Origin of the sequence: Alteromonas sp. KC3, from assembly GCF_016756315.1 — a bacterium.
In the GTDB taxonomy this organism is placed as follows: Bacteria; Pseudomonadota; Gammaproteobacteria; order Enterobacterales; family Alteromonadaceae; genus Alteromonas.
On the sequence record NZ_AP024235.1, the window covers coordinates 288,510 to 314,815 of the forward strand.

Genomic DNA, 26,306 nt, shown 5'->3' on the forward strand with positions numbered 1-26,306 from the left:
TTAACCGTCAACTTGTCCACAGAAACGGTAACCTTCACCGTGAATAGTAACAATCAACTCTTCATCAGTAGGATCTGACTCGAAGTGCTTACGGATACGACGGATAGTTACGTCTACTGTACGGTCATTCGGGCGAAGCTCGCGGCCCGTCATTTCCATAATAAGTTGTTCACGCGTTAAAATCTTGCCTGGGTTACTTAAGAACAAGTGTAGCGCTCTAAACTCACTACGTGGCAAACGGAACTCTTTACCATTTGGTGAGATTAACGAGCGGCTATCGCCGTCTAGTGTCCAGCCATTAAAGCTCACGCGGCTTGGTAAATCGTCATCTTCTGAAGAGTTAGTTGTACGAGACAATAGGTTACGTGCACGGATCGTAAGTTCGCGAGGGTTAAACGGCTTGGTTAAATAGTCGTCAGCACCAATCTCTAGGCCTAAGATACGGTCTACGTCATTGTCGCGGCCCGTTAAGAAAATCAAACCTACATTTTTGCGGTCACGTACTTCACGTGCCAAAATTAGGCCGTTTTTACCTGGCAAGTTGATGTCCATGATTACCAAATTGATAGCGTGATTTTCGAAGAAATCATGCATCTGATCACCATTTTCAGCTTCAAATACATTGTACCCTTCCGCTTCAAACAAACTTTTAAGCGTGGTACGGGTGACCACTTCATCTTCTACGATTAACACATTTGGCGTCTGCATGGTGTTCTACACTCTTTCTAAAATACGATTTAAGCAACTAACTGGTTAAATTCTAATATTCATGTACTTGATTGCAAGCAACTTGTGAATATTCTTATTGTTAAGGTATTGGGGTTAGCCAATAAATTTCAAGAAAAGTTCATACTTTATACAACTAATCAGATGTCTTGGCATTAGCGACAGGGAAAATAATAACAAATTCCACGCCCTTGCCTTCTTCACTGGTGATAGAGATAGACCCATTTAAAGCCTGTGTCACCAAGTTGTATACCAAATGCATTCCTAAACCTGAGCCACCTTGTCCACGCTTAGTGGTGACAAAGGGGTCAAATATCCGCTTGCGAATTTCCGGTGAAATACCTTTTCCGTTATCGGTATAAACTAGTTTTAATTTATTACTGCTAACCATTTCGGCGCGAATATCTATCGCACCTTCTTCTATGTTTTCAAAACCGTGAATAACCGAATTCATAATAAGGTTAATCAGGATCTGATTTATCGGGCCAGCCTTCGTTTCAACGCTAAGGGTAGGGTCGCAATCGACGTTGATGTTGTGTTTTAATTTTTTTAGTCGAGGCTGTAATGACAATAGTATCTCATTAACTAGCTGTGCAACGCAAAAACTTCGACTCGACTCCGAGGTTTGATCTACCGCTACTTGCTTAAAGCTAGATATTAATTCGGCTGCGCGGTTTAAGTTTCGATAAATAATATTGAGATTTTCGTTACTCTCATCTAAAAAGCGCTTCATCGCGCTGGCTTTCAGCGTTTTATTTTCAAAGTCTTTTTGAATAACAGCCAAGCGGTCGAGCATCATAGTCGATGCAGTAACACCCAAACCAATCGGTGTATTTACCTCGTGGGCAACACCTGCCACCATGTCACCAAGCGACGCCATTTTCTCGTTTTGTACAATTTGGCGTTGGAATTGATGCAGTTTTTCTAGAGTCTGAATGAGCTCTTGGTTCGCGTCTTTCAGTGCCGTAGTTCTATGGTTTACCATATCTTCCAAGCTCGCATTGAGCTTTCTATGCTGCTCTTCGGCTTGCCGCTGCTTTTGCATATATTCTTGCATTCGCAGTAGCATGACATTGACAGCATCGGCGAGTATGTCGAGCTCGTGAATGGCTGAGCCTTCTGCCCTTGCTGAGTAATCTCTCTGGCGTGAAGTGCGTTGAAGAAAACTGGCAATCTCTTCAACTGGCCCCGTTACCACGCGCTGCATACGCACCGCTGAATAGAAGCTTACTCCAAGAAGAACCAATGCCACTATCAGGTTTAACCATATTGACTTGCCAACCAGCTGATTAAAATTGTCTGACGATACTCGTAAGTAAACCCACCCTAATTGGATATTGGTCTCTTCGTCGAATACTTTGGTACTAAGCTCTAGGTAATGGCCAGAGTCTGCCAAGCTAGGGTTTAAAAATAGCGCAGGTAGCTGGTTTTCCTTGCCGCCTAGTAATAACTGACCTTCGCGGTTGTAAGAAGAAAAAATTTCTGGCGCAGCGCCCGAATTGTCGACGCGATAAACATGTGCATTCAATACGTGTTCGGTCGCGCTGAGATTTTTAAGGGCAAGTTCTATACGTTCTGGGGTTTCATCATATAAGTAGCTGGCCGAACTGCGTGCAACAAGTTTGGCTAGCATGATAGCGTTAGATTCTAACTCATGACGGTATGTTTTGATTTGGGTATAGATAGACAAGCCAGAAAGCACGGTAAGCGAGAACGCGGCGATCGACATTACCACCCACAAAAATAGGCTACGAATTGAAAACTTAACTGCCTTTCCCGTCATATTTGTTTTGCGTGTTATCCATTCGCATCTTTATTAAATTAATAGTGGCGCATAATTGCGCAAAAAGAAAGATGCGTATAAACAATAATTAATGTTTCGGCTTGTCTAAATTAAGTTGATAAACAAGCGCGGATCCTCGCTACCAAAAAGCGCCAGCGTAACTATACGGCCGACTTGTACAATGCTTGGTAGCTCTGTGCTGCTGATTCCCAAGTAAATCGGGTATTCATTCCTCGTATTTGCATGGCTCTAAAGGCCGCAGGTTCTTCGTAAAAGGCTAGCAGGGCACGGCGAATACATGATAACAGTGCACAAGGTGTAGGGTCATCAAACACAAAACCCGTACCATCGGTATGTGAGTGATCAATAACCGTATCTTTGAGGCCACCTACTGAACGTACAATAGGAACCGTGCCGTAGGCCAAACTGTACATTTGATTTAGTCCGCAAGGCTCAAATTGTGAAGGCATTAAGAAAAAGTCAGCGCCCGCTTCAACTAAATGCGCGTGTTCTGAACTAAAGCCATTAATAAAGGCAAACTGAGTAGGATGTTGTTGTGCAAATTCACCTAAATCCATACACACTTTAGGGTCGCCTGTACCGACAATAACCATTTGTAAGTTGTGTTTCACCAACTCATCTAAAATAGGCAGGATATAACCAAAGCCCTTTTGTTCAGTAAGTCGACAAACCATGCCAATAAGCGGCACTGAGGGTTGCTGTGGTAAGTTAGACTTTTCTTGAAGCACGCGCTTACAGGTTGATTTTGGGTGCAAATTTTCAGCGCTGTAGTGCTCAGGTAAGTATTTGTCCGTTTGCGGGTTCCACTGCGTATAGTCACAGCCGTTCAAGATGCCACTTAAGTCATTCGTGCGACTGACTAATCGTTCATGTAAGCCGTGGCTACCCAAATCGGTCAATAGTTCTCTCGCATAGTTAGGGCTTACTGTTGTCACCTTACTCGCAAATTCAATCCCACTTTGTAGCATATTGATATAGCCGCCATGCACCTGAGCAAGAATATTCGGGTGATGACGCAAGAAGGGGATCTCGTCTAGTCTGTGAACCCCTTGAAATGCAGCGTTGTGAATTGTAAAGACCGTTTTAGTGTTAGCGTAAAAACCAGATTTATCATGCGCTAACAAGAAAGGCAGCATTGCCGTATGCCAATCGTGGCAATGGATAATATCCGGCTTTTTATCAATCGCTTGTAATGTTTGTAATACCGCGCCACTGAAAAAGCTAAAGCGTTCACCATTGTCATCATAGGCATCGTAGGCATTTGAGTACAAGCCATCTCGCATAAAGTGCTCTGGTGAATCTACAAAGTACACAGGGATGTCGTGCCATTGCATGTAGCGAATATCAAACTGATAAACCTGACCTTCGGTAAACAGTGTTTGTTTCTCAGTCACACACGCAAGGTCAAATTGTTCAGCTAGCACTTTATAATAGGGCATAACAATACTAACGCTTTCGCCCAATGCGTGAAGTGCCAAAGGAAGTGCCTTGCCTACATCAGCAAGGCCACCTGTTTTAACTAACTCTTCTACTTCTGAAATCGCAAATACAATATTCACAGGTAATCCCCTTAGTGCAATAAGTGCAGAGCACTAGCAAAACCGTGTTAAATCAATCGAAAAGATGCTGGGACGCCACACAAGTGAAGCAAAAATGGTGGCGCAATCGCTGTATGCAGATAAGCTAAATTAGCACAAGCATAACCGTTTTTTAACGGCTATGCTGCTTGATATACAGAAAATTGTGAGGTTTGTGCCGTGGTATAAACAGTTTGAAAGTGCTCAGACAATAACCCTGGGTAAGGTAAAAAACGATTAGCGACCATTTGTAATGTGCCTTGTGATGACAAAATTGCTTTAGCATCCGCGATAAAACGCTTTGTAATAGTGTAATCTGTCTTAATACCCGTATGGAATGGTGGGTTGGTTACAATGTGTTGTACTTTCTGAGTAAACCCATGCAGCCCATCAGCACCATACAAGGTTGCTGCTAATCCGTTTTCTTTGAGCGTTAGCGCGCTGCAGTATATAGCAAGGGCACTGACATCGGTTAAATGCAGTTTCAGGTGAGGATATTTCAACATTAAGTAGCTTGCTATTACGCCAGCACCACACGCAAAGTCTAATACATTCCCACTTAGACTATGCGCTAACTTCTCTAGCAACAACTCGGTACCTGCATCCAACTCTTTGTAGCTAAATACGCCTGGCATCGCGGCCACTTCCCAGTTGGTACCTTCAACGTGATAGTCATTGAAACTGGTCCAGTCTTTTGGATCAAAAGCTAAATGCGCTTGCTCAACAATAAGTGTGATAAGACTACAATGACGCGCCGAGTCTACTTTCTGAGTCGCCCCGTATTGCTGCATTAATTTGGCTGCACTCTTAATTCCACCCTTATTTTCACCTACAACATGGATACGCCCATTTTGGCCAACCATTCCTGCAGCCATTCGCAACAACATTTGAAAGTGAGTTTTTGCTTTGGGTAAGAAAAGCATGACATCGGTGTGGGAATTTTCTTGTTTTACAAAAGGCGTAAAAATATGAGTGTGACTGCCAACTTTCTGCACTACCTCAAAACCGTCTTCGGCAATATCTCTGCTGTCGAATGACACCGAAGGAATAACTCTTACGCATTCCGAGAATATATCAAAATATTGATGAATAACGGTTACCGTTTTCGACTTCAATCCATCTAGAAAATAAGCATCTGACGGGTTGATAAAGGCCCACTGACCTTCGTCAAACAAAGTGATATTACGCTCGAGTAGCTGGCTTTGAGGAGATAGAATCATTACTTAGTGCGCTCGTAAATTAGATCCCATACACCGTGCCCGAGCTTTTGACCACGCGTTTCGAATTTAGTGATAGGGCGGTACTCAGGTCGCGGAACATAATCGCCTTCTTCAGCAGTATTGGTGTAGCCAGGTGCGTTGTTCATAACTTCGGCCATGTGTTCAGCGTACGCTTCCCAATCAGTGGCCATGTGAAAACAGCCGCCAATAGCAAGCTTGGTGCGAACAAGTTCAGCAAATTCAGATTGCACTATACGGCGCTTGTGGTGGCGTTTTTTATGCCAAGGGTCTGGAAAAAAGAGCTGTAAGCGAGACAAGCTACCATCTGGGATCATGTTCTTAAGCACTTCTACAGCATCGTGCTCCATCACACGCAAGTTTTCCACGCCTTGATCACCTGCGTCAGATAAACACGCACCAACACCTGGGCGATGAACTTCAATACCGATAAAATCTTTATCCGGTGAAGCGGCTGCCATTTCCACTAATGACTTGCCCATTCCAAAGCCAATTTCAACAACGACAGGTGCAGTGCGACCAAACACATCAGACAAAGATAAAGGCGCGTCAGCATAGTCGATACCCATCGTTGGCCAATAGTCAGCCAGCGCTTTTTCTTGTCCTTTAGTAAGTCGGCCTTCACGCTTTACATAGCTTTTTACCTTACTTACATATACACCGGCGGCTTCTGCTTCCGCCTGACTTTTGAATTGCCTCATTTGCAATGCCTTTCTTACCAAATTTTCTGGTGGCGCATTATCCACTTACCCGCAGCTTATGCAACGGCATAATGGTAAAAATGCTGTATTTTTAATCGCTAATTTGCTTTGCAATAATAGCGGCTAACGCTTCAGTTTGCTCAAGGGGTATCATATGACCTGTATTTTCAAGCAGATGTAATGATGACCCAGAGATTTGTTGGCAAACGCGCGCAATGGCTTCAGCAGGCGCGATATTGTCTTGCTGGGCAGTGATAAATGCCAAAGGTGCATTAATCTTAGCGAGAATTTCAGTCGTACTCTCTCTAGGTGTAGTGGCATTTGTATGGTTGAGTAAGGTTGTTTTTCCCAAATCTTGGGCCATAGACTTTACAACACCCGCAACATTTTCATCATCAATACGTGACGGATGAATAAAGCGCGCAAGATAAGCATCGTTGTCGGTCTTAAACTGCCCTTTTTTAAGCATAGCGGTAAGTTGTTGGCGTTTGGCTATTTCTTCTTTGGATAGCCCGTTGGGGTTATAACCAATCAGCGTAAGAGAGGCGACCGATTCTGGGCGTTGTTGAGCAATGAGCGCTGCAATATAGCCACCCATGGAATACCCTATAAGGTGAACCTTTTCGCCTTCTAGTATTCTGTCTTTGCTTAAGGCTAGCATGTCGTCTTTTGATGCTGCCCACTGAAGAGGAACATATCGACGTTGGTGAGCAGGCAGAGCATGCCACAATGGCATAAATATGCGTTCATCGCACAAGGTGCCAGGAAAATACAAAACGGGCTTTGATACCGACACGCCGGCTCCTTAACAAAATAGTATTCGCGTACATGCTACCATAGCGCGTTTTTTTATAAATCACTGAGTAGATAAATAGGTAATGGCAGTGTCCATTACTGGTAGTAAATATGAGTGAACAGACTTCTAAATATAGTGGCAGTTTTGCCCAGCGTGTTCTCACTTGGTTCGATGAGCACGGACGCAAGTACTTGCCTTGGCAACAGAATGTCACACCGTACAAGGTGTGGATTTCAGAAATTATGTTGCAGCAGACCCAAGTGGCAACCGTTATTCCCTATTTCGAACGTTTTATGCAGTCGTTCCCCACCGTATTTGAATTGGCAAATGCATCTCAAGACGACGTGCTGCACCATTGGACCGGCTTAGGGTATTACGCCCGTGCACGTAACTTACACAAAGCAGCAAAGGTGCTTGTTGACCAGTACAATGGCGAGTTCCCCAAAGACATTGAAAACGTTATTGCTTTACCCGGCATAGGGCGCTCTACCGCGGGCGCAATTTTGTCGTTATCTCGAAATCAACGACATCCTATTTTAGACGGTAACGTAAAGCGTGTTTTGGCACGGTATTATGCAATTGCCGGTTGGCCTGGACAAAAAACGGTAGAAAATGCGCTGTGGGAAGTCGCTGAAGCAAACACGCCAGAAACGCGGTGCGCGAACTACACCCAGGTAATGATGGACTTAGGCGCTATGGTGTGCACCCGCAGCAAACCAAAGTGTGACGAGTGTCCATTACAGGCAGACTGTATTGCTTATGCGCAAGGCGAACAAACTAGTTATCCGGGTAAAAAGCCTAAAAAAGTACTGCCAGTGAAAGAAACCTTCATGATGGTGGCGCAGTTCAATCAACAGGTTTATTTAGAGCAGCGACCGTCGTCTGGTTTGTGGGGTGGGCTATATGGCTTTTTAGAAACCACAACCATCGAGGAAGGAATAAAGGCGTTATCGTTACGTGGCATAGAGGTTGCTCAAACGCAGCCGCTAGAACCTTTCAGGCACACTTTTAGCCATTTTCATTTAGATATAACCCCGGTAGTTGCCGTGGTAAACTCTCCACCAACAAAGCAGGTGGCAGAAATGTCTTCAAAATGGTTTATGCTTAATGAACCTATTGAAGTAGGGCTAGCTGCCCCCACTACCAAAATTATTAAACAGCTAGTCTAGCTACAACCGATATAAGAACCTCAAGGATAACCCATGGCAAGAACCGTATTTTGTCAAAAGCTTCAAAAAGAAGCCGATGGCCTCGACTTTCAACTTTACCCGGGTGAACTGGGTAAACGTATTTTTGATAATATTTCGAAAGAAGCGTGGGCTGAATGGCAAAAAAAGCAAACCATGCTTATTAACGAGCACAAATTAAATATGATGGACCCAAATGCGCGTTCGTTTTTGGAAGAAAAAATGTCGGCTTATCTGTTTGAAGGCATAGAACCTACAATTGAAGGCTATGTTCCGCCTGAAAAATAAGCAAAAAAGCATATTTTGCTTAAACAATGCGCAAACAGTAATAAAACCGAAAAAAAAGCGAGAAAAACGGTTGACTTGTTAGAGGGAAAACCGTTTAATACGCACCCACAGCAGGACAGGTACTAAACACCTAGAACGCTAACCAGTTTCGCCCAGATAGCTCAGTTGGTAGAGCAGCGGATTGAAAATCCGCGTGTCGGTGGTTCGATCCCGCCTCTGGGCACCATTCTTAGAAGCCCTTGCAGAAATGCAGGGGCTTTTTTGATCATGCGGTATTAAAATCACCGACCGTGTCGGTGCCAGTGCCTGGCGCGTTACGATCCCGTCTGGGCACCATCATTGAAGGCCTTGCGCTTTTAACCACTACATTTCACACACTTAAACATAGCCAAATAAGCATTTAAGCGTCGTGTTCTTTTTTAGCCTTTGGCTAAGAGGATCAGCTTTTTCTAGACAGTGAAGTGATATACCCGATGTACGAAACTGTTTTCCTGTTGGTAGGTGCCCCTTGAACGCACTCAGTAATAAGAAAAGGGCGACAAACAAGAGTACAACGAAACCGATTCTGCTGACGTGATAATAGATAGCGTTTGATAGTTGTATAGGCATTTTCATGTTGGCACCATTTCAAGTTATCTGTGGTTACATTAACGACGAAAAAACGAGGTGGTATACCTGCTCGTTACTTGAAGCAAAGACTAAGAGTCCTTGGTATTTAATACCTGTAGAAAAGATGAAAATTACTGGAAAAAAGCTGAAGTTTTTATGAAGAATTAGCGGTGAAGCCTTAACATTGAGATGCAAGAGCGCAAACGTTCTACTACTATTTTACCTACCTAATATCTCTCAACCTTATTTATGCGATTAGCCTGCTTACCTACTATCATTGTTGCGCTGTTATTGCTGCCTATTGCGAGTTGGGCAAAAACAATTGACGTGCTTGCTATTGAGTATCCGCCATTTACAACTTCTGAAGAGCCAAGTAACGGTATCGCTTTTGAACTGTTGCGAAAAGCTGCCCTTAGTGACGACATAACATGGCGACCTGTGTATGCACCTCCTGGGAGAGCAGCGGCAATAATTCGTTCTGGTGATTGGTGTGCAAGTTTTTATCCTGCCGATGAAAGTATCAAATCGCAGTCGATTGTCTTGTCCAAAAGCGAAGTGAGCGTTGGATTGGTGCGCCTAGCTAAAGAAAGTACATTTGTATGGCAATCACTCGATGAACTCACTGGTAAAAGTGTAGCCTTGCTGCGCACAAAAGAAGATTCTGCGTTTGCACAACAATTTACCGACGCAGACTTACGTGTAGTGTTTGTTGAAGACATCGACACCGGTATGCGTCTTGTCAAAAGTCGTCGTGTAGATTATGCCTTAAGTGATAATTTGTCCTTTGCTCAGCAAAATGATGATGCGCTACAATTTTCAAAAAGTGCGCTGGTTGTTACACCTGTCACGCTTTATCTTAATCCTGCCTGTAACATTATGGATCTTTTTCACTAGCTCCTCTTATAGCGTAAAAGTCATAGCATCAGCGTACCTGCAACTGCTCATTAACTTGTAATGAACGGCAATCAAAAACAGCCAAATAGCTGCTATGTCATCGAATTTGCAAAAAAAGTCGGTGCATTCTTGTCAACTTTTGAAAATGAGTACTACGCTTAAATCCATAAACGAATTTAGACAAAAGTAGTGCTTATGGTTTTGATGGCGAATGGCGTAACGCTGTCTTCTTAACGCTTTAACAAACAACATCCTAGCAAACAAAAATAGCATTGCATTGGTGAATGTGAAGACAAATGTGAAGGACGTGGCGAAAGAAAAGAGGAACGCAAGTTGGCGGTAAACGAGGTATCTTCAAGCTTGAATACATCCAAGCAAATGAGAAACGCGAGCATTGTTACGTGTGTAGGGCTTTTATTGTCTTGGGTTTTGTATTTATTCGATTCTGATTTACTTAGCGCACTGGCATTTAGCGCTTTCCTGCTAGGTCTTTTGGTTCATCAATACCTTCAATCGTCTAAACCCCATCAGGTTCAACATAGCGTAAATCAGAAGCGGCAGACGCCGTCATTTCACAACGACAACAATATTGCTGAAGTAGGTCAAAAAATAGCGGCGTCGTTGAGTACCTGCGCCTCCAACTTATCTGCTATTAAATCCACTCAGGACGATGCAGTGGTAACCTTGTCAGAAGCATTTAACCGCCTTAAAGCGTTAGAGGCCGACCAGTCTGAATGCATCGAAGATTTACTAAATGTTGACGAAGCGCATACCTTGTCATACCCAGACAGAATGCGCTCTTTTGCCAAAGAAACCGACGCAACACTCAAGCAATTCATTTCATCTACAGAGCAAATGTCCTCCTCAACACAACAGCTTATGAGCCAAGTGCAAACTATTCAGCAAGCCATGCCAACCGTTATCGACGCGCTAAGTGGTATTGACGATATTGCTGCACAAACCAATTTATTGGCGCTAAACGCAGCCATTGAAGCAGCGCGAGCGGGTGAAGCGGGGAGAGGGTTTGCGGTAGTTGCTGACGAGGTCCGCGCGCTATCAACTCGCTCTACGCAATTTAGCGATGTGATAAAAACGCAAGTGGAGAACATCCGAAACCTTGTAGATAAATTAACTGATACCGCCGAATTTGTTGCTTCACAAGATATTTCGCAGGTAGTGAATGCGAAAGATCATATTAGCGAACGCTTGTCAGAAATTATCAAAAAGACGGAAGCAGACCTAAAAACAACGAAACAAATAGAAGATATTGGCCAGCAACTTAATGAAGCGATCAATAACGCCATTCGGGGTATGCAGTTTGGCGATATTAATGGTCAGCACATCCAATACACCCAAGACATCATAAAATTTGTGATTGAAAAGCTGGAAACACTTAACCCAGATAATCTAACTGACTTTATTCAATCACTTAACGAGTATCAACAAGGGTTAGCCGCGAAAGGAAAAAATGACCACAACCCGGTTTCTGCCACGTCAATGGCGGCCGGCGACGTAGAGTTGTTCTAGGCTTTTAATAAGGAATAAACCGTTGTCACATTAGACAACATGAGGAGAGGTGAGCATATGAGCAAACGTATTTTAGTAGTGGACGATTCTGTCTCGATTCGTCAAATGGTAGAAATGACGCTAAAAAGTGCTGGATATGACATAACTACAGCCCAGGATGGTCAAGAAGCGTTGGATAAGTGCCAAGGTCAAAGTTTTGATTTTGTTTTAACTGATCAGAATATGCCGCGCATGGATGGCCTGACGCTGGTGAAAAGTCTTCGAGGGTTAGGAAGCTACGCAAGAACGCCAATCGTTATGCTAACCACAGAGGCCGGTGATGATATGAAAGCAAAAGGCAAAGCTGCGGGCGCAACGGGCTGGATGGTGAAACCTTTTGACCCCAACAAACTGCTAGACGTTACCAAGCGTGTGTTGGGATAAGCACACCTTTTTCTTTTTATTCCGGAAAGATTCAATATGAGCATCGATATTGAGCAGTTTCACAGCGTGTTCTTCGAGGAAAGTGAAGAACACCTAGACGATATGGAGCAGCTGCTGATGGGGCTAAATGTTGACGCCCCTGATCCAGAAGAACTCAATAGTATTTTCCGTGCGGCGCATTCTATTAAAGGTGGTAGCGGTATTTTTGGCTTTGATGCATTGATGAACCTTACACATGTAATGGAGAACTTGCTAGATAAAGCCCGCAACGGTGAACTCAGTGTGACCACTGAAATAGTCAATGTACTGCTAGAGACGCTGGATGTACTAAAGGCAACACTCACGGCCTACCGACAACAATCTCCTGTTCCTGAAGATGATATAGCCCAGCGAATTACGGTGTTAAATGCTGCCATAGATGGACAAGAACAAAGCGGTGCGAGTGGTGATAAGTCGCCGCACACCACGGCTGAAGACGATGACGGTTTCGGTTTTTTCGACGACGATGACACAGTGCAAAACCCAAGTGCAGTTGTAAGCGAAACATCAGACGATAGCTTCGGATTTTTTGATGAAGAAGACGTTCAACCTCAAAGCAAATCAAGTGCGCATGAAGACGACGGTTTCGGCTTTTTTGATGATGCTGAGCTACCTGTTAACGCAGAAAACAAAGTGCCTTCAATCGCGCCTAAAGATGAAAGCGCTGCAGAGAGCAACACGCCGAAGCCTTTGTCAAACAAACCTACGCCCACGGCGCCCAAAAGTACTTCTGAAGCTAACCAGCAAGCTAAACCGGTGGCTTCTCGAGAGACCGTATCAATTCGAGTCGACACCACAAAAATAGATGCAATGGTGAACTTGGTAGGTGAACTGGTAATTACTCAGTCTATGCTTTCTATGATAGGTCATGAAGTTGATGGCCAAATAGGTGAGCGACTGCAACTAGCTATTGATGAGCTTCAGCGTAACACCCGTGAAATTCAAGAATCTGTAATGTCGATGCGGATGCTGCCGTTAACCGCTACATTTAATCGATTCCCGCGGTTGGTACGCGATCTCGCCAGTAAGTTGGACAAAAAAGTTGAACTTGTATTACAAGGCGGTAATACCGAGATAGATAAGAGCCTAATTGAAAAGCTTGTCGACCCACTAACCCATTTAGTGAGAAACAGCATAGACCATGGTATTGAAAGCCCATCTGCGCGCAGAAGTAACGGCAAGTCTGAAACAGGCACCGTCATTTTAAGCGCTGAACAAAAGGGGGGCAGCATCATTATTAGTATTATTGATGATGGTGGTGGTCTGCATCGTGAGAAGATCTTAGATAAGGCGAGAAGTAACGGTTTATCGGTATCTGACGACATGCCAGATTCAGCCGTTTGGCAGTTAATATTTCAACCTGGCTTTTCCACAGCCGATGCCATTACCGACGTATCAGGCAGGGGCGTAGGAATGGATGTAGTGCGTCGAAATATAGAATCGATTGGCGGTCGTATTGAAATTGAATCCAATGCTGGCGAAGGCTCGGCCTTCTTTATTCATTTGCCGCTTACATTGGCTATCGTCGATGGTATGTGTGTGTCTGTGGGCGAACAGATTTTTGTTATTCCTTTACTGAATATCGTCGAGTCATTTCAACCGCAAAAACATCAGCTGAAAACTCTGGGTAATGACACTGTACTGTATGTTCGCGACCAATATTGGCCACTTGTTCCACTTTATGACTTTATGGATGTTGATGGAGCTCAGAAGTCAGCGACCGAAGGCATTGTCGTTTTGCTTGAAAGTAGCAAAAAGCGCTTCGGTATCTTGGTTGATGCATTGGTCGGTCAACAACAAGTAGTCATAAAAAGCTTGGAATTACATTATCGCAAAGTTGCCGGTATTGCGGGGGCAACTATTATGGGCGATGGCAAAGTAGCGCTTATTATCGACGCAGATTCAATCGCCACTACTTACACATCAAGTCAATTAGAGGAACTGCTTTCATGAGTCAATCTTCACTTCAACAAGCGGTTACTGGGGGGCAAGACAAAGAATACCTCAGCTTTGTGCTTGGCGATGAACACTACGCCCTCGATATCACCACAGTAAAAGAAATTAGAGGGTATGAGCAAGTAACGAAAATTGCCAACGCACCCGCATTTATAAAAGGCGTAATTAATTTACGTGGTGACATTGTTCCTATTGTCGATTTACGCATTAAGTTTAATGTTGGCGAAGCTACGTACAACGAGTTCACCATCGTCATTATGCTTAATATCAAACAGCGTATAGTCGGTATCGTTGTAGATGGTGTATCTGACGTTATCCGTCTTGAAGAAGAGCAGGTTTTACCCCCTCCTGAGTTTGGTGTTGCTTTTGACAGTCGCTATTTACATGGCTTAGCTGATATTGATGAGCACATGGTGATTCTGGTTAATATAGAAAGCCTAATTACGAGCGACGAGTTGGGTTTGGTGGCATCTGAAAGTGCTCTTGGTGAAGTTTGACAAGAGTTAAGAGATCCAAATTGTCATAATTTGAGTAAAAACTAACCAGGTTGTTGAGCTGGCGCGGGTACGCGAGGCTCGATAAACAGTTGAGCGAACATAATCACTTTTAAAGCCCCAGAGTGTTGTAGTCATTAAGCAAAGGGTATTGGGTTATATAACCACGTTCCTAGTATGCTTGTAGGTGCTTCTTATCAGTGTTTTAATAGCGCAGCTTAATAATGGGTAATGTTGCTACAGAATGCTGTTGCTGTAGCCGATACTACGGATAGGCCGGTTATTGAGTCCGTTAGAATTATCAAAAATGATTTTAATATAGCGAATATTGAGAGTTGGTTGTTTGTAATAACAATAAAAAATAACAACAACTTAAGTGGAATGGTTGCATATTTTATCGCTGTTTTCATTACAACGTATATTTTGTAACACCCAACGCTTTGAAATGGGCTGCTATATTTCTAATCAGATTTGAGGGCAATAAGTTGCCCAGTTCTAACGGTATAAAACTAAACCCGGGATTATAACGAGTAGTTGGGGACTCTTATGAAACAGCAAACACTTATTGCATTATCTGCCTTAGTATTTTCTTCTTCCGTATTAGCTAACGGTGGCTTCGAACCAAATAAAAAAGCGTGTGTTAACGTAGGTAAAGAAATTACCCGTGTTAGCAGCGAGATGGACACTGCCAAATCTGGCATTCAAAAATCTTGGCTAAAACGTCAGCTGAATGCCTTAGAAACCAAGCGCAACTCATGCAGCACAAAAGGTTATGAGGCGAACTCTCAAGAAATCGCTAAACTTTAATTGCTAGCTATGCAAAATCGAAAGCCTTACATCAGTAAGGCTTTTTTGATCCAATCCATTAAAACTTAACTCATCAACTCGACAAGTTCGTACAGTGAGTTAACAGTAAAGTCTGGCTTTAGCCCCAGCGGGTACATCATTTTTCCAGGTCTTGATACAAAGGTCGTTTGCATACCAGTGGCTTTCGCACCGCTTACATCCCAGCCATGAGCAGCTACCATCATAGCATCACTGTTAGCAATCCCTGCTTGCTGACACGCCCAATGGTAAACATTCGGGTGGGGCTTATATGCGCGAATAGATTCGACACTGAGTACATGGTCAAAATAGTGATGAATTTCAGCAAATTTTAGCTGCTTCGTTAAGCCCGCTTGCGATGAATTAGATAAAGCCACTAGCTTAACGTTAGCTTCTTTCAGTGCTTTAAGAGTGGGCGCGACATCATCGTGAGCCGGTAATGCAGTAATGTGCTCAGCAATCGTTTTTTTTGCAAGTTCGATATCCAGTGAGATGTCTTTGCTATGTGCAACCATCACCAATGCAGCAGCACCAATATCAATGAAATCGTGATATTGCGAAGAAGCGATATCAACAAGACTATGATGCAATAGATTCGCAAACCACACATCAACCAAGGTGTCGTCACCATTGAGCACGTCGGCTAAGCCATGTCGTATAGCCTGCATATCTAGCAGTGTTTCGTTAATGTCGAAAAAAATAACTTTTGGCGTTGTCATGGTGAACCTCGTTGGTAGGTTAAAAAGTGGGTACGCCACTGCAAACAATGAAAAACGTTTACCTGCTTACCACTGTAGTACCAATTGCGATCAAAAGAATGGGGCGTAAGATAAAGGTAAGGTTTTTTGCTGTAAGTAGAAATGAAAAAGCCGATGCAATGCATCGGCTTTTGAGAAATAGCGTTAGATAACTGCTAGAAGAACAAGTAAGACACGCTTAATTTCATGCTTCTTGGCATAATGTAACGGCCGTTTGGCGCATCTGGGTTACGCGGGTCGCCCTCTGTAATGCCTTGTTCGTCAGTTAAGTTGTCAACCGAGAATTGTAGACGAAGCGATTCAGTAGGTTCAAGTGTTACACCTACGTCTACTTTTTCGTAGCCTTCAAGCACTACCGTGTTTTCATTGTTACCGAAACGGTCATCAACAGCCGACAAGGTACCATAAACAGTTGCATACATATCACCAATGTCGAAACCGTAGCTTGGAGTAACACGTACTTGCCAGCCAGGTTGGCGCTGTGCTTCGTTGCCTTCATTGTTTGCGCTTGCGGTAATTTCAGTTTCTTGCAATGTTGCGTTTACACTTACAGAGAAACCAGAATCGTGGCTATAACGGCCGTCAAGCTCAACGCCATATGCTTCGTTTGTTAAAATTTCAGCCGGCGCTCCAGGGCGGCGCACAAAAGTGTCACCTTCCACTTCGTTAGCAAACAAGGTCGCAAAGAACTGAATGTCTTCATTCATAAACTTATAGCCCAACTCGCCTTGCGTAACTTGTTGGATTAGGTCGTTACCACCTGTATATGCACCCCAGTTGTCGCGGAAGTCATCGAAGTATGGCATCTTGTAACCGCGGTTCATGCGCGCAAACACACCGCTGTTGTCGGTAAGCGCGTAGTTTGCACCTAGCGTCCAAGATGTTTTCGTTTCATCGTATTCAAGAGCTTTGGTAATAACACCGTCAAGTCCCTCGTCAACCGAATAGTTCACTTCGTGATTTTCACGACGCAAACCCAAATCAATGCTTAAATCGTCAGAGGCGTACCACGTAGAGGTTGCATAGAGTGCAAAAGTATTGGCGTCACCTACAGAGTTAATATCGTAGTTCCAGTCACAGCCTTCTGCTTGGGTGTTACACTCAATACCATCTAACAGTTCACCACCTGGCTGAAGAACATGATAAGCCGTGTTACCTATACTCCACCAGTCGTTGGCTTTGGTGGTTGCGCTGTAAATTCCAAACGATACGTCAAAATCTTCCCAGCTTTTTGAAACCGCTAAATCGTTAGTAAACGCTTCAATATCTTTTAATACAACCCAGCGGCCAATTTGTTGAATGGGGGTATCGCCAGCATACTCAGTGCCAGTTACTGCGCCAACTGCAGTAGCACCATTATCTGCTACTGCTGCAACCGTAGTTGCTGCACCATTAGGCACTAGACCAAAGGTGTTGGCCTCGCCTTTAGTTAGATTAAAACGATCAACAAGGTGCCAGTCGTTGCCAAGTTCTAGTTTTAAACTACCGCCACTTACATGGCCATCCCATCCACGGCCTTCGCCGAAGTCGAATGATTCTGATGTTGCACCGTCTGGTCCGTAGGCAATGGTGCCTTGACGATTAAGTGGGCCAATTTGCGTATAGTTCGCGTCGATACCATCAATGTTAAGTGGTGTTGGCAAATACCAAGTGCCGCGATCATCTGTCTGGCGGGTATAGAGGTTCAACTCACCTTTATTAAATACTTTTGTGATGTTAACCGTAAATTGATTACCTTGCTCAGAGTTAAACCCAGCATCACGTATTCCCTCTGAGCTTTTAATGTAACCGCCTACCATGTAGTACAAGTCATCATCTAATGCACCACTGGCTACAACATCTACACGGTTTAAGCCGTAGTCTGATATTGTGTATTTCGCCAGAGCTTCAGTAGCGTCACTACCGCGCTTTAAGCGAAAGTTAGTGGTAAGGCCCGGCTGACCGTTACTTACTACAGGGTTTGGACCACCGCGTAAACCTTCTACCATTTCAATTGTTTCGTCGATGCGAAACAGTTGAGAGTTTTCTAGAAATGACAGTGTAGGGGCGGGGTAAATAGGTGAACCTTCTAACGCAATGGTTAGGAACGGTGCATCACCACCACCTGGGAAGCCTCTTACAAAAACGTTGGCGCCTGATTCACCGCCTGAGCTTTCTACCCAAACCCCTGGAATGGCTTTGAATAAGTCTGCAGTTGATTTAGGTGCTAGCTTTTCAATGTCACTCGCATCAATGTTTGTCACAGCGAAGCTTGCGTCAATTTTTCTGATCCCTGCGCCACCTGGCGTACCACTGACAATAATTACTTCGGTGTTGTCATTAGTTGGCTGTGTGGCTTCTTCTTGTGCCACAGTGGGCTGCGTTAGTGCTACCGCTACTGCACTCGCCAGCATTCCTTTTGTAAACAACGTTTTCATGGTGTGTGCTCCCGAAAATATGTTATTTGCGTTGTTAACTGAATGCGTTAAACAGGTTTAAAAATTGTTATACGCATCACGATTGGAAACAAAATAGATCTGTTTGCAATCGATTGCAAGAATAAAATGCAATCGATTGCAAATTAGTTGTTGGATCTTGTTAACAAGGTTTTACGCATGAAGAATGTGGGTTATATTGCTTAGTATGCTGTGGCAACGTGATCTATCGACCAAAACACACAGCTTTTGAACACAGTAAGCCTGTTGCTATAATTATTAATAACTAGAGAACATATAAATTGGCATCTGATACAAAACTCACGCTGGCAAAATTGGCTGAATTGGCTGGAGTGTCTACTTCGACCGCATCACGCGCATTGAAAGATAACCCGCTTATAAAAAAAGAAACGCGCGAAAAAATACAAGAGTTAGCGAAGACACATAACTTCAGTATCAATGCGGCAGCAAGCCGATTGCGTACGCAGAAAACCAATGTTATTGCGGTTATTCTTAATCTTATTGATAACACAGAGCAGAGTACTACCGATCCCTTTCTACTCAAGCTAGTGGGCGAGCTGAATCAAGCGCTTAATGCCAAAGGGTACGAGCTGTTATTGTCGAATTCGTTTATGGCCAGCGACGACTGGGCTAACTATTTTATTCGTAGTCAACGGGCCGACGGCATATTGGTGATTGGTCAGGGAAAATCGACACAAAAAATTGATTTAGCAGCGCAAAGCGGCGTGCCCATTGTGGTATGGGGAGATGCCAAGACCCCCGCGCCTTATCCTATTGTGGGTGGAGATAACTTTGAAGGTGGTTACCGTGCTACGTTGCACTTACTCAACCAAGGCGCCACGCGAGTCCTGTTTCTCGGAGACCCTGAGCACGCTGAAATGCAGGAACGTCACAAAGGCTACGTAAAAGCACATCAAGACGTAAACGTTGAAGTGGACACGCAGTGTACCTGTGCCATAGATATTACGTCGAAGGCAGCTTATCAGTATATAAACGAGCGCATAAAAGCCAATGGCCTCGATTTCGACGGGATTGTTTGCGTTAGCGATATGGTGGCCTTAGGTGCGCTCAAAGCATTGAAAGAACGCTACGTTGGTATTCCCAGTGACGTTGGTATTGTGGGTTATGATGATATTTCTCTGGCTGAATTAATGCATCCGTCTTTAACCACCATACGACAAAATACACAGCAGGCCGCTGCATTAATGGTTGAGCAATTAATCAATCAACTGGAAGGCAAACCCACCCAGAGTCAAGTGGTCGACACTACATTAGTTGCTAGACGCTCAACGAAATAGTACCTATTAAATTCGACTTGCAAACGTTTGCATTTTTGTTTTCTTAAGACTACACTCCAGCGTAATTCAGTTAACAGAGTGTTTACACATGTCACGTTTAATGATTATTGCTGCAATAGCGATCAGTTACTACGTTTTTGCCATACTGCTAAACAGTGTGGGCACAGTAATTCTGCAGTCCATCAATAGTTTCGACATAAGTAAACCTCAGGCCAGCACACTGGAAGGCTTTAAAGATCTCTCTATTGCGATAGTGTCCTTTTTGGTTGCCAGCTTTATTCCTCGAGTGGGTTATAAACTCGCCATGCTAGTGGGGCTTGCGTTGGTGACTGTGGCATGTGCGCTTACCCCGTCTATCGCCAGTTTTTGGTTTATTAAGGTATTGTTTGCCAGTATCGGTACGGCCTTTGCGTTAGTTAAAGTGTCGGTATATGCCATTATTGGTCAACTGTCTTCATCAACAAAAGCGCACTCCTCGTTAATGAATACTATAGAAGGCATATTTATGCTGGGTGTGTTATCGGGCTACTGGGTTTTCGCGGGCTTTATCGATCCTAACAACGATGCATCGCTGTCGTGGCTAAATGTGTATTACCTACTTGCGGCATTAGTGGCGTTCACATGTATGGTGGTAGCTATTGCACCTATAAAACGCGTTGAATATACCCAAGGCAGCACATTGGGCAGCGAGTTTGTTGGCATGTTAAAGCTGGCCTACAAACCGTTAGTGCTTGTGTTTATCTTTTCTATTTTTCTGTATGTACTTATTGAGCAAGGAATTGGCTCGTGGTTACCCACATTTAACAAAGAGGTGTTGGGTTTGCCCACTCAGGTAAGCATTCAAATAACCAGTATTTTTGCTATTGCTTTAGCAGTTGGCAGGCTAACGGCTGGGGCCGTGCTTACGCGAATGAACTGGTATCCTTTTTTAAATATATGTTTGGCAGGTATGGCGTTAGTCATGCTACTTAGTTTACCGCTTGCGGAAAACGTAGCTAACATGCCTATTGCTAGTTGGGCAGATGCGCCGCTTGCTGCCTTTCTGATCCCTTTAATTGGTTTGATGATGGCGCCCATTTACCCGGTTATTAATTCGGTAATGTTAAGTGCGCTTCCTCAAGCTCAGCACGCGCCTATGACCGGACTTATCGTGGTATTTTCTGCTCTTGGCGGCACAACTGGCTCTATTGTTACCGGGTTTGTTTTCGACGCAGTGGGTGGGCAGCAAGCATTTTACCTTTCGCTTATCCCAATTGGCTTGTTGGTTATTACATTGTTCTTCTTTAAGAAAGCGTCGACAACGTTAACGGAAAAAGCGTTATCTCCACAGCGCAATTCGGAGCATCCAGCATGAGTCATACGTGGCAAGACAGCTTGTCTTTTTTTAAAAGCGATTTATTTAAAGATGTTCAAATGGCGCAGCTGTTTCCCGATAGCAAAACCTTTGCCGATGCTGTTGTAAAAACGGATATTGCTTCAACCCTTAAAGCCTACGATAGGGCGTGCCAACTGGCTAAGCAAAACAATACGCAGGTAGACTTACTTGGGTTTGTTCAGACGCACTTTGATATTCCCAGTTCCGATAATGAAACATCGAACACCTCATTTAAAAGCGTTTCGCACTATATTGAAAAAATGTGGGACGTACTTACGCGTACACCGGACACACAGTACAACGACAGTCTTATTGCGTTAAGCCGACCTTACATTGTGCCCGGCGGTCGCTTTCGCGAAATCTACTACTGGGATAGCTATTTTACCGCACTTGGTTTAATGGATGCAGGACGCATCGACATGGCTATCAATATGCTTGAGAACTTTGTTGATATCCTATTAGAAGTTGGCTGCATTCCAAATGGTAACCGCGCCTATTATTATTCTCGTAGCCAGCCACCAATTTTGGCCCTATTTTATCAGTTGCTTGAGGCGCACCTTTCTCCACAGCAAAAAAAGTACGCTGTCGAAGGCATGAAAAAAGAGTATGCGTTTTGGATGCAATACAATGAAGTCTCACCGCTTCGGGTAATAACTATGCCGTGTGGAGCAGTGTTAAATCGCTATTTTGATACTGAAGCTACACCACGACCGGAGTCGTACCGCGAAGATATTGAAACGGCAGAAACCATTGGTGCAGACAAAGCCGCTTTCTATCAGCATGTGCGTGCTGCCTGTGAGTCTGGATGGGACTTTAGCTCTCGATGGCTTGAAGATCCGAATCAGCTTGCCAGCATTAGAACGACAGAAATAATTCCTGTTGATCTCAATGCATTGCTAGTCACACTAGAAAATACCTTAGCCAATGTAACCGAAGGCAACGAGAAAGCACGTTACAAAGTGGCGGCGACGCGCAGAGTAGAGGCGATTAATACCTACTTATACAGCGAAACCAAAAAAGGCTATTTCGATTACCACTATCCAACTGATACGCAAACGTCAGTGGTGTCTGCTGCCATGACAGTGCCGCTATTTGTAGGCATTGCCGACAAACATCAAGCACAAGTGGTTGAAGCCACACTAGGTGAGCATTTATTGAAAGCAGGTGGTTTGGTTACCACTGCTATTACAACGTCACAGCAGTGGGATGCACCTAATGGATGGGCACCTCTTCAGTTATTTGCCGTTGAAGGCCTGCGTAACTATGGCTTCGAACGCATGGCCGCCAGCATTATGCGCCGTTTTTGCACCACGATTGAAGATACCTTTTTACAAAGCGGTGTGCTGCTTGAGAAGTACAATGTGTGTGAGCCTACCGTCAAAGCGGGTGGTGGTGAATATGAAGTTCAGTTAGGTTTCGGGTGGACTAACGGCGTGTACACCCGCTTTCAAACCTATTTGCAAGATAATCAGTAAACCTATTCTTTTACTTGCATGCGCTTTCGCACTGTGTGCGAATGCCATGCGGCGGGTACAATAACAAGTACAGCAATAGCCACAAGTAACCACAAATAATGCTGGTCAAAGAGCGACAGCTGCGCAATATCTGCAGCCTTTTCACTGTTGGTATGCTCAGCGTACGCGAATGGCCCTATTGCGGCGTCGAGTGCAACAGAAAACCCTTGGCTGAAAGCACTTTGCCAACCTAACGACGATAGCGATGCATACGCATTGTATGCAACGGCCGAGGCGCCAAAACCAATCACGCCAATAGCAACTGTGCCCAAACTTAACACACCAACTCCAACGGCGCCCACAGTGACTGCGCCAACAGATATAATGCCTACACTTATTGGGGCTACTGCAATACCGCCCCAGGCAAAAAGAATCCCATATGCATGACTACCGCCTGCAATCCAGCCATAAGCCGCCTTTTCATTTTGCTCAGGCATGCCAAACTGAAAGTGATAAAGCGGTACGCCAAAAAGTCGAATGCGACTGATGAGTGCTTTGCGTGATGATTTCTCTTGTACGGCTTCATCGTTAAACACATGTGGGTTAAATAGCCGCTCGTGCATTCGCAATGTCTTCATTGATGCAATCATTTGATACGACAGTCGTAAATATGCCACAACAAATGCAAGCACAAGCAATTGGGACAGAACCGTGAAAGTAATCGCAAATTGCGGCTTAGCAAGGGCCGCGTACTTCAACCCAATCATGCCAGCAACAAACAAAATGGCCCATGTCATAAATAGGGTGACAATGCGAATTACCAATTTACGTTCGTTCAGTGTTCGCGTTTGTGCTAAGGCCGCTTGCAACCCAAAAAAAGCACTGATAAAACCTGATGCACTGGCCAGCAATGCAATAAACGCAGAAAGTGACAAATAGCTAGTGGCTTTAGCGGCCCCAGCACCGTAGGCTGCGGCCTTGGCTGGCGGTGATACCGAGCTGATGGCACTGAGCACTGCTGCGGTAAATGCAACACCGGGCTTACTGCGCTTAAGCGACTCTTCCACAATTGATGACATGGCTGCTTTGAGTAACTTACGGCCTCGCGAAAGTCGCTGCTTAGCGGTGTCCAGAGTTAGGTCGAGCTCTTGGGCAACACGTTCAATCGATTGCTGCTCGCGGTAATACAGCACCAACGGCTCGCGATAGTGATTGTCCATACCTTCCAGTACTTGCCACATTAATGCTTCATGCTGCTGAGCAATAGCTTGCTCATCTAAGTTAACCGTTTTTGCTTCACTGAAGGCTACTGCATCGGTATGTGTACTGATAGTATCATCAAGAACGGTGCTTTGATGATGAGCGCTATGTCTGTGCTCTTTTCGTCTGTGGTGACTTACTTTAAATCGCAAAATTCCACACAGCCACGCTTTTAATTTTTCAGGGTCACGCAGCGTATCTAGCTTCATCCATGCTTCAATAAATGCCTCTTGCGCGATATCTTCACTTTGCTTTAAGTCGCCTACCGAAGAGTAGGCCAGTGAGCAAAGTAAATTTTGGTATCGGGTAACTATTTCGCAAAAGGCGTCGCGGTTACCTCCAAGTGAATGCATAACGAGGCTGGCGTCGTCGGCGTTATTAAGTACTAGGCGTTTTCTAAACATATTTTCTTTACGTTGTAGTGCGGATAACTAATAAGTGCCTTCAATAAGAAAAAGGTGACACACTTTTTAAATTCGTTTTATTTTTTTATCACCTGCTTTGCGATATTGCGCCCGCAGCAATTATTTTTCAAAAAAATATACTTTTCTCTGTCACCTATTTCTTTTAGTGCGGCACTTATTAAACAAGCCCATGTAGATAGCATCCGCTTTCTCAATTGGGACATGTTTAACTTCAAAACAGTTTAATAGATCCGCAAAAGAGGATAGTTACCGTGATGACATTATCATTTAAGGCTTTTACACAGCTAGTGATGGCAGGTGCAGTAAGTGTGTTGTTAGCGACGCCATGCGCACAAGCAGAAAATCAACTTAACACCACAATAGATGATTTTTCTGATAGTAGTGTTGCATCAACAGGGTTTGATAGACAATTTCTTGATGACACGTTGGCAGGAGGTAGCACAACAACCACGAAGTTAATTTCAAACGGTATCTTGCGCGTAGAAGGCGACATTACACCGCCAAGAGGTCAACCCGGTTGGGCAAGTACCGTTATTCCACTAAGCGCAATGGGCGAGCCTTTCGATGCGAGTGCGCATACAGGCATAAGGCTTTTAATTAAAGTAACAAGTGGCAATGTAAGTCTTTCTGCAAACAGTACGCTGGTTAACAACTTTGACTACCATGCGGCCCCTATTGTGGTTAAAGCTGATGGCGATTTCCATGAAGTGCACGTGCCGTTTAGTGCAATGAAGCGCACGTGGTCTGAGCAAACAGCTCTTGACCCGCACACGCTTAATAGCTTAAGCATAGTTGCCTATAGCATGCAAAGAGCTGCCTTCAATTTTGAAGTGGATGATGTTGGTTTTTATTAAAGCCGCACGGTAAACGCAACGCGAACAACAAGGTAAACACACCTAATGGAAAACGGACAACATCAACGACTTTACTATTTAGACGCGGTGCGCAGCATCGCGCTGCTGCTCGGTGTTATCTTTCACGCTAGCCTGTCTTTTATGCCCATTTTTATTGGGTGGGCTGTGATGGATATTTCAACAAGCTATGCTGTGGCTGTTTTTGTATTTGTGAGCCATACGTTTCGTATGCCGCTATTCTTTCTTATTGCAGGCTATTTTACCTGTATGAGTCTTCAGCGAAGTCACATTGCAACCTTTGTTAAGTCTCGCGCAATTAAGTTAGCGCTGCCGCTGATAGTTGGCTGGTTCATACTTCGCCCACTTATTGTAAGCGGGTGGGTAGCCGGTGGGCAAAGTATGCAAGGCGAGGTTGATATTGCATTTGCTTTTTTGCAGGGCCTAGATACGTTTAACGCACTTCCCAGTGGTTTTTTAGTGGGCACTCACCTTTGGTTTTTGTACTACTTGCTGTTGATTACGGCCAGTTTTATGGCGATACGCTTTACGCTTAACAAGGCAAACATTAATAGTGCGCGTTTAGGAGCAAAACTGGTTTCATGGTGTTGGCCTGAATTCAATAAAGATAACACGCAACCCCTTCGGCTAATCTTGGTGCCGATAACAAGAGGCTTAGTTTTTATTCTTCCCACTGCGTTAAGCGTTTGGTTTATGCAAGGGTGGGGAATAGATACACCTGACAAATCGCTATATATACATTGGCCTGTATTTTTGCTGTATTTCGGTTGGTTTTCACTTGGCTATGTGCTTTACGGTAACCTACAAGCGTTTACTATCTTTACCAAAATGACGGTGGTAAAAGTGTGTATTGGCGCGGTGGCACTTATTACTGCTGTTGCACTTACCCCATATGAAATGCAAAAAGGGCACCCGTATTTCATTCAACTTAAAATGGTGTTTTGTATTTGCTACGCATTGGTAATGTGGGCGCTGGTGCCATTGGCGATAGCAATGTGCAAAAAGCTGTTTTCTAAAAAGCGTGCGTGGGTGCGTTATGTGGCCGATGCATCGTATTGGATTTATCTTATTCACTTACCCATTGTGGTGGGGTTACAAGTTGCCGTGGCTGAGTTGCCGCTACACTGGGCGGTAAAATGGTTCAGTATATGTGCTGTGACCCTTTGCTTTGCACTTGTGACTTACGCCCTGTTAGTTCGCACAACGCTAATTGGGCGGGTGCTTACAGGTACCATTTTTCAGAAAAGCTCCCCATCAATGAGTCAAAAATTGCCCGTACAAAATTAATAGCGCAAATTTAGTTAAAGGTAGGCTACACTGAGAAAATTACATCACTTTTCGTAGA

General features: G+C 44.2%; 22 protein-coding genes and 1 tRNA gene. 14 read left to right on the forward strand and 9 right to left on the reverse strand.

The annotated features are described in order from the left end of the window. The 6 genes from arcA to JN178_RS01280 all read right to left on the reverse strand — a co-directional run bounded on the left by arcA (window position 1) and on the right by JN178_RS01280 (window position 6,842). A complete protein-coding gene (arcA, locus tag JN178_RS01255) occupies window positions 1-708 on the reverse strand; it encodes a two-component system response regulator ArcA (RefSeq protein ID WP_014996957.1) in 708 nt (235 codons plus the stop codon). 154 nt (window positions 709-862) lie between these two features. After that, the gene (locus JN178_RS01260) at window positions 863-2,509 is read right to left on the reverse strand and encodes a sensor histidine kinase (protein ID WP_202263242.1); all 1,647 of its coding nucleotides are present in this window, start codon (window positions 2,507-2,509) and stop codon (window positions 863-865) included. A 161-nt stretch (window positions 2,510-2,670) separates the two neighbouring features. Then, complete coding sequence (gene glgA / locus JN178_RS01265) at window positions 2,671-4,089, reverse strand: glycogen synthase GlgA (RefSeq protein WP_202263243.1); 1,419 nt, start codon at window positions 4,087-4,089, stop codon at window positions 2,671-2,673. A gap of 158 nt (window positions 4,090-4,247) precedes the next feature. After that, window positions 4,248-5,327 (reverse strand): methyltransferase, encoded by a 1,080-nt coding sequence (locus tag JN178_RS01270; protein WP_159627174.1) that lies wholly within the window; start codon window positions 5,325-5,327, stop codon window positions 4,248-4,250. Continuing rightward, entirely contained in the window at window positions 5,327-6,046 is a 720-nt protein-coding gene (gene trmB / locus JN178_RS01275; protein ID WP_202263244.1) for a tRNA (guanosine(46)-N7)-methyltransferase TrmB, read from the reverse strand. The genes JN178_RS01270 and trmB overlap by 1 nt, the downstream gene beginning before the upstream one ends. Before the next feature lie 91 nt (window positions 6,047-6,137). Continuing rightward, window positions 6,138-6,842, reverse strand: a complete 705-nt coding sequence (locus tag JN178_RS01280; RefSeq protein WP_202263245.1) for an alpha/beta fold hydrolase — start codon at window positions 6,840-6,842, stop codon at window positions 6,138-6,140. Between the two features lie 110 nt (window positions 6,843-6,952). Between JN178_RS01280 and mutY the strand changes: the two genes are divergently transcribed. From mutY to JN178_RS01330, 9 genes are all read left to right on the forward strand, one after another. Continuing rightward, window positions 6,953-8,011: an A/G-specific adenine glycosylase gene (mutY, locus tag JN178_RS01285; RefSeq protein WP_202263246.1), complete on the forward strand. Its 1,059-nt coding sequence runs from the start codon at window positions 6,953-6,955 to the stop codon at window positions 8,009-8,011. Between the two features lie 33 nt (window positions 8,012-8,044). Continuing rightward, window positions 8,045-8,317 carry an oxidative damage protection protein gene (locus JN178_RS01290; protein WP_159627170.1) on the forward strand — a complete coding sequence of 91 codons (273 nt, stop codon included), beginning with the start codon at window positions 8,045-8,047 and terminating at the stop codon, window positions 8,315-8,317. A gap of 150 nt (window positions 8,318-8,467) precedes the next feature. Next, a tRNA-Phe gene (locus JN178_RS01295) sits at window positions 8,468-8,543 on the forward strand. A 632-nt stretch (window positions 8,544-9,175) separates the two neighbouring features. Then, complete coding sequence (locus JN178_RS01305) at window positions 9,176-9,820, forward strand: transporter substrate-binding domain-containing protein (protein WP_202263248.1); 645 nt, start codon at window positions 9,176-9,178, stop codon at window positions 9,818-9,820. Between the two features lie 855 nt (window positions 9,821-10,675). Continuing rightward, window positions 10,676-11,347, forward strand: a complete 672-nt coding sequence (locus tag JN178_RS20295) for a methyl-accepting chemotaxis protein (protein ID WP_442859687.1) — start codon at window positions 10,676-10,678, stop codon at window positions 11,345-11,347. A 57-nt stretch (window positions 11,348-11,404) separates the two neighbouring features. After that, window positions 11,405-11,770 carry a response regulator gene (locus JN178_RS01315; protein ID WP_202263249.1) on the forward strand — a complete coding sequence of 122 codons (366 nt, stop codon included), beginning with the start codon at window positions 11,405-11,407 and terminating at the stop codon, window positions 11,768-11,770. A 36-nt stretch (window positions 11,771-11,806) separates the two neighbouring features. Beyond that, window positions 11,807-13,762 (forward strand): chemotaxis protein CheA, encoded by a 1,956-nt coding sequence (locus tag JN178_RS01320; protein WP_202263250.1) that lies wholly within the window; start codon window positions 11,807-11,809, stop codon window positions 13,760-13,762. Next, window positions 13,759-14,262 carry a chemotaxis protein CheW gene (locus JN178_RS01325; protein WP_202263251.1) on the forward strand — a complete coding sequence of 168 codons (504 nt, stop codon included), beginning with the start codon at window positions 13,759-13,761 and terminating at the stop codon, window positions 14,260-14,262. Before JN178_RS01320 ends, JN178_RS01325 begins: the two co-directional genes overlap by 4 nt. Window positions 14,263-14,805: 543 nt before the next feature. Next, window positions 14,806-15,066, forward strand: a complete 261-nt coding sequence (locus JN178_RS01330; RefSeq protein WP_202263252.1) for a hypothetical protein — start codon at window positions 14,806-14,808, stop codon at window positions 15,064-15,066. Window positions 15,067-15,131: 65 nt separating this feature from the next. Here the strand turns inward: JN178_RS01330 and JN178_RS01335 are convergent, their stop codons facing one another. Continuing rightward, complete coding sequence (locus JN178_RS01335; protein WP_202263253.1) at window positions 15,132-15,803, reverse strand: haloacid dehalogenase type II; 672 nt, start codon at window positions 15,801-15,803, stop codon at window positions 15,132-15,134. 194 nt (window positions 15,804-15,997) lie between these two features. Continuing rightward, entirely contained in the window at window positions 15,998-18,259 is a 2,262-nt protein-coding gene (locus JN178_RS01340; RefSeq protein ID WP_202263254.1) for a TonB-dependent receptor, read from the reverse strand. A 299-nt stretch (window positions 18,260-18,558) separates the two neighbouring features. Between JN178_RS01340 and JN178_RS01345 the strand changes: the two genes are divergently transcribed. From JN178_RS01345 to JN178_RS01355, 3 genes are all read left to right on the forward strand, one after another. Beyond that, a complete protein-coding gene (locus JN178_RS01345; RefSeq protein ID WP_202263255.1) occupies window positions 18,559-19,575 on the forward strand; it encodes a LacI family DNA-binding transcriptional regulator in 1,017 nt (338 codons plus the stop codon). Window positions 19,576-19,663: 88 nt separating this feature from the next. Then, window positions 19,664-20,929, forward strand: a complete 1,266-nt coding sequence (locus JN178_RS01350) for an MFS transporter (RefSeq protein ID WP_232369661.1) — start codon at window positions 19,664-19,666, stop codon at window positions 20,927-20,929. Continuing rightward, the gene (locus JN178_RS01355) at window positions 20,926-22,425 is read left to right on the forward strand and encodes a trehalase family glycosidase (protein ID WP_202263256.1); all 1,500 of its coding nucleotides are present in this window, start codon (window positions 20,926-20,928) and stop codon (window positions 22,423-22,425) included. Before JN178_RS01350 ends, JN178_RS01355 begins: the two co-directional genes overlap by 4 nt. Window positions 22,426-22,427: 2 nt before the next feature. Here the strand turns inward: JN178_RS01355 and JN178_RS01360 are convergent, their stop codons facing one another. After that, on the reverse strand, window positions 22,428-24,068 hold the full coding sequence (locus tag JN178_RS01360) for an RNA polymerase sigma factor (protein ID WP_202263257.1): 1,641 nt from the start codon (window positions 24,066-24,068) through the stop codon (window positions 22,428-22,430). Between the two features lie 275 nt (window positions 24,069-24,343). Here JN178_RS01360 and JN178_RS01365 point away from each other — a divergent pair, with 275 nt between their 5' ends. Both JN178_RS01365 and JN178_RS01370 read left to right on the forward strand, forming a co-directional pair. Continuing rightward, complete coding sequence (locus tag JN178_RS01365) at window positions 24,344-24,943, forward strand: CIA30 family protein (protein ID WP_232369749.1); 600 nt, start codon at window positions 24,344-24,346, stop codon at window positions 24,941-24,943. Window positions 24,944-24,988: 45 nt separating this feature from the next. After that, complete coding sequence (locus tag JN178_RS01370; protein ID WP_202263259.1) at window positions 24,989-26,248, forward strand: acyltransferase family protein; 1,260 nt, start codon at window positions 24,989-24,991, stop codon at window positions 26,246-26,248. The last annotated feature ends 58 nt before the right edge of the window (window positions 26,249-26,306 follow it).

Excerpts from the sequence above, each read along its gene's own strand:
- JN178_RS01290 (WP_159627170.1), top strand. The coding sequence starts at position 8,045 with ATGGCAAGAACCGTATTTTGTCAAAAGCTTCAAAAAGAAGCCGATGGC.
- JN178_RS01270 (WP_159627174.1), bottom strand. The coding sequence starts at position 5,327 with ATGATTCTATCTCCTCAAAGCCAGCTACTCGAGCGTAATATCACTTTG.
- JN178_RS20295 (WP_442859687.1), top strand. The coding sequence starts at position 10,676 with ATGTCCTCCTCAACACAACAGCTTATGAGCCAAGTGCAAACTATTCAG.
- mutY (WP_202263246.1), top strand. The coding sequence starts at position 6,953 with ATGAGTGAACAGACTTCTAAATATAGTGGCAGTTTTGCCCAGCGTGTT.
- trmB (WP_202263244.1), bottom strand. The coding sequence starts at position 6,046 with ATGAGGCAATTCAAAAGTCAGGCGGAAGCAGAAGCCGCCGGTGTATAT.
- JN178_RS01335 (WP_202263253.1), bottom strand. The coding sequence starts at position 15,803 with ATGACAACGCCAAAAGTTATTTTTTTCGACATTAACGAAACACTGCTA.
- JN178_RS01360 (WP_202263257.1), bottom strand. The coding sequence starts at position 24,068 with ATGTTTAGAAAACGCCTAGTACTTAATAACGCCGACGACGCCAGCCTC.
- JN178_RS01320 (WP_202263250.1), top strand. The coding sequence starts at position 11,807 with ATGAGCATCGATATTGAGCAGTTTCACAGCGTGTTCTTCGAGGAAAGT.
- JN178_RS01330 (WP_202263252.1), top strand. The coding sequence starts at position 14,806 with ATGAAACAGCAAACACTTATTGCATTATCTGCCTTAGTATTTTCTTCT.
- JN178_RS01315 (WP_202263249.1), top strand. The coding sequence starts at position 11,405 with ATGAGCAAACGTATTTTAGTAGTGGACGATTCTGTCTCGATTCGTCAA.
- JN178_RS01340 (WP_202263254.1), bottom strand. The coding sequence starts at position 18,259 with ATGAAAACGTTGTTTACAAAAGGAATGCTGGCGAGTGCAGTAGCGGTA.
- JN178_RS01365 (WP_232369749.1), top strand. The coding sequence starts at position 24,344 with ATGACATTATCATTTAAGGCTTTTACACAGCTAGTGATGGCAGGTGCA.
- JN178_RS01355 (WP_202263256.1), top strand. The coding sequence starts at position 20,926 with ATGAGTCATACGTGGCAAGACAGCTTGTCTTTTTTTAAAAGCGATTTA.
- JN178_RS01370 (WP_202263259.1), top strand. The coding sequence starts at position 24,989 with ATGGAAAACGGACAACATCAACGACTTTACTATTTAGACGCGGTGCGC.
- JN178_RS01325 (WP_202263251.1), top strand. The coding sequence starts at position 13,759 with ATGAGTCAATCTTCACTTCAACAAGCGGTTACTGGGGGGCAAGACAAA.
- arcA (WP_014996957.1), bottom strand. The coding sequence starts at position 708 with ATGCAGACGCCAAATGTGTTAATCGTAGAAGATGAAGTGGTCACCCGT.
- JN178_RS01305 (WP_202263248.1), top strand. The coding sequence starts at position 9,176 with ATGCGATTAGCCTGCTTACCTACTATCATTGTTGCGCTGTTATTGCTG.
- JN178_RS01260 (WP_202263242.1), bottom strand. The coding sequence starts at position 2,509 with ATGACGGGAAAGGCAGTTAAGTTTTCAATTCGTAGCCTATTTTTGTGG.
- JN178_RS01350 (WP_232369661.1), top strand. The coding sequence starts at position 19,664 with ATGTCACGTTTAATGATTATTGCTGCAATAGCGATCAGTTACTACGTT.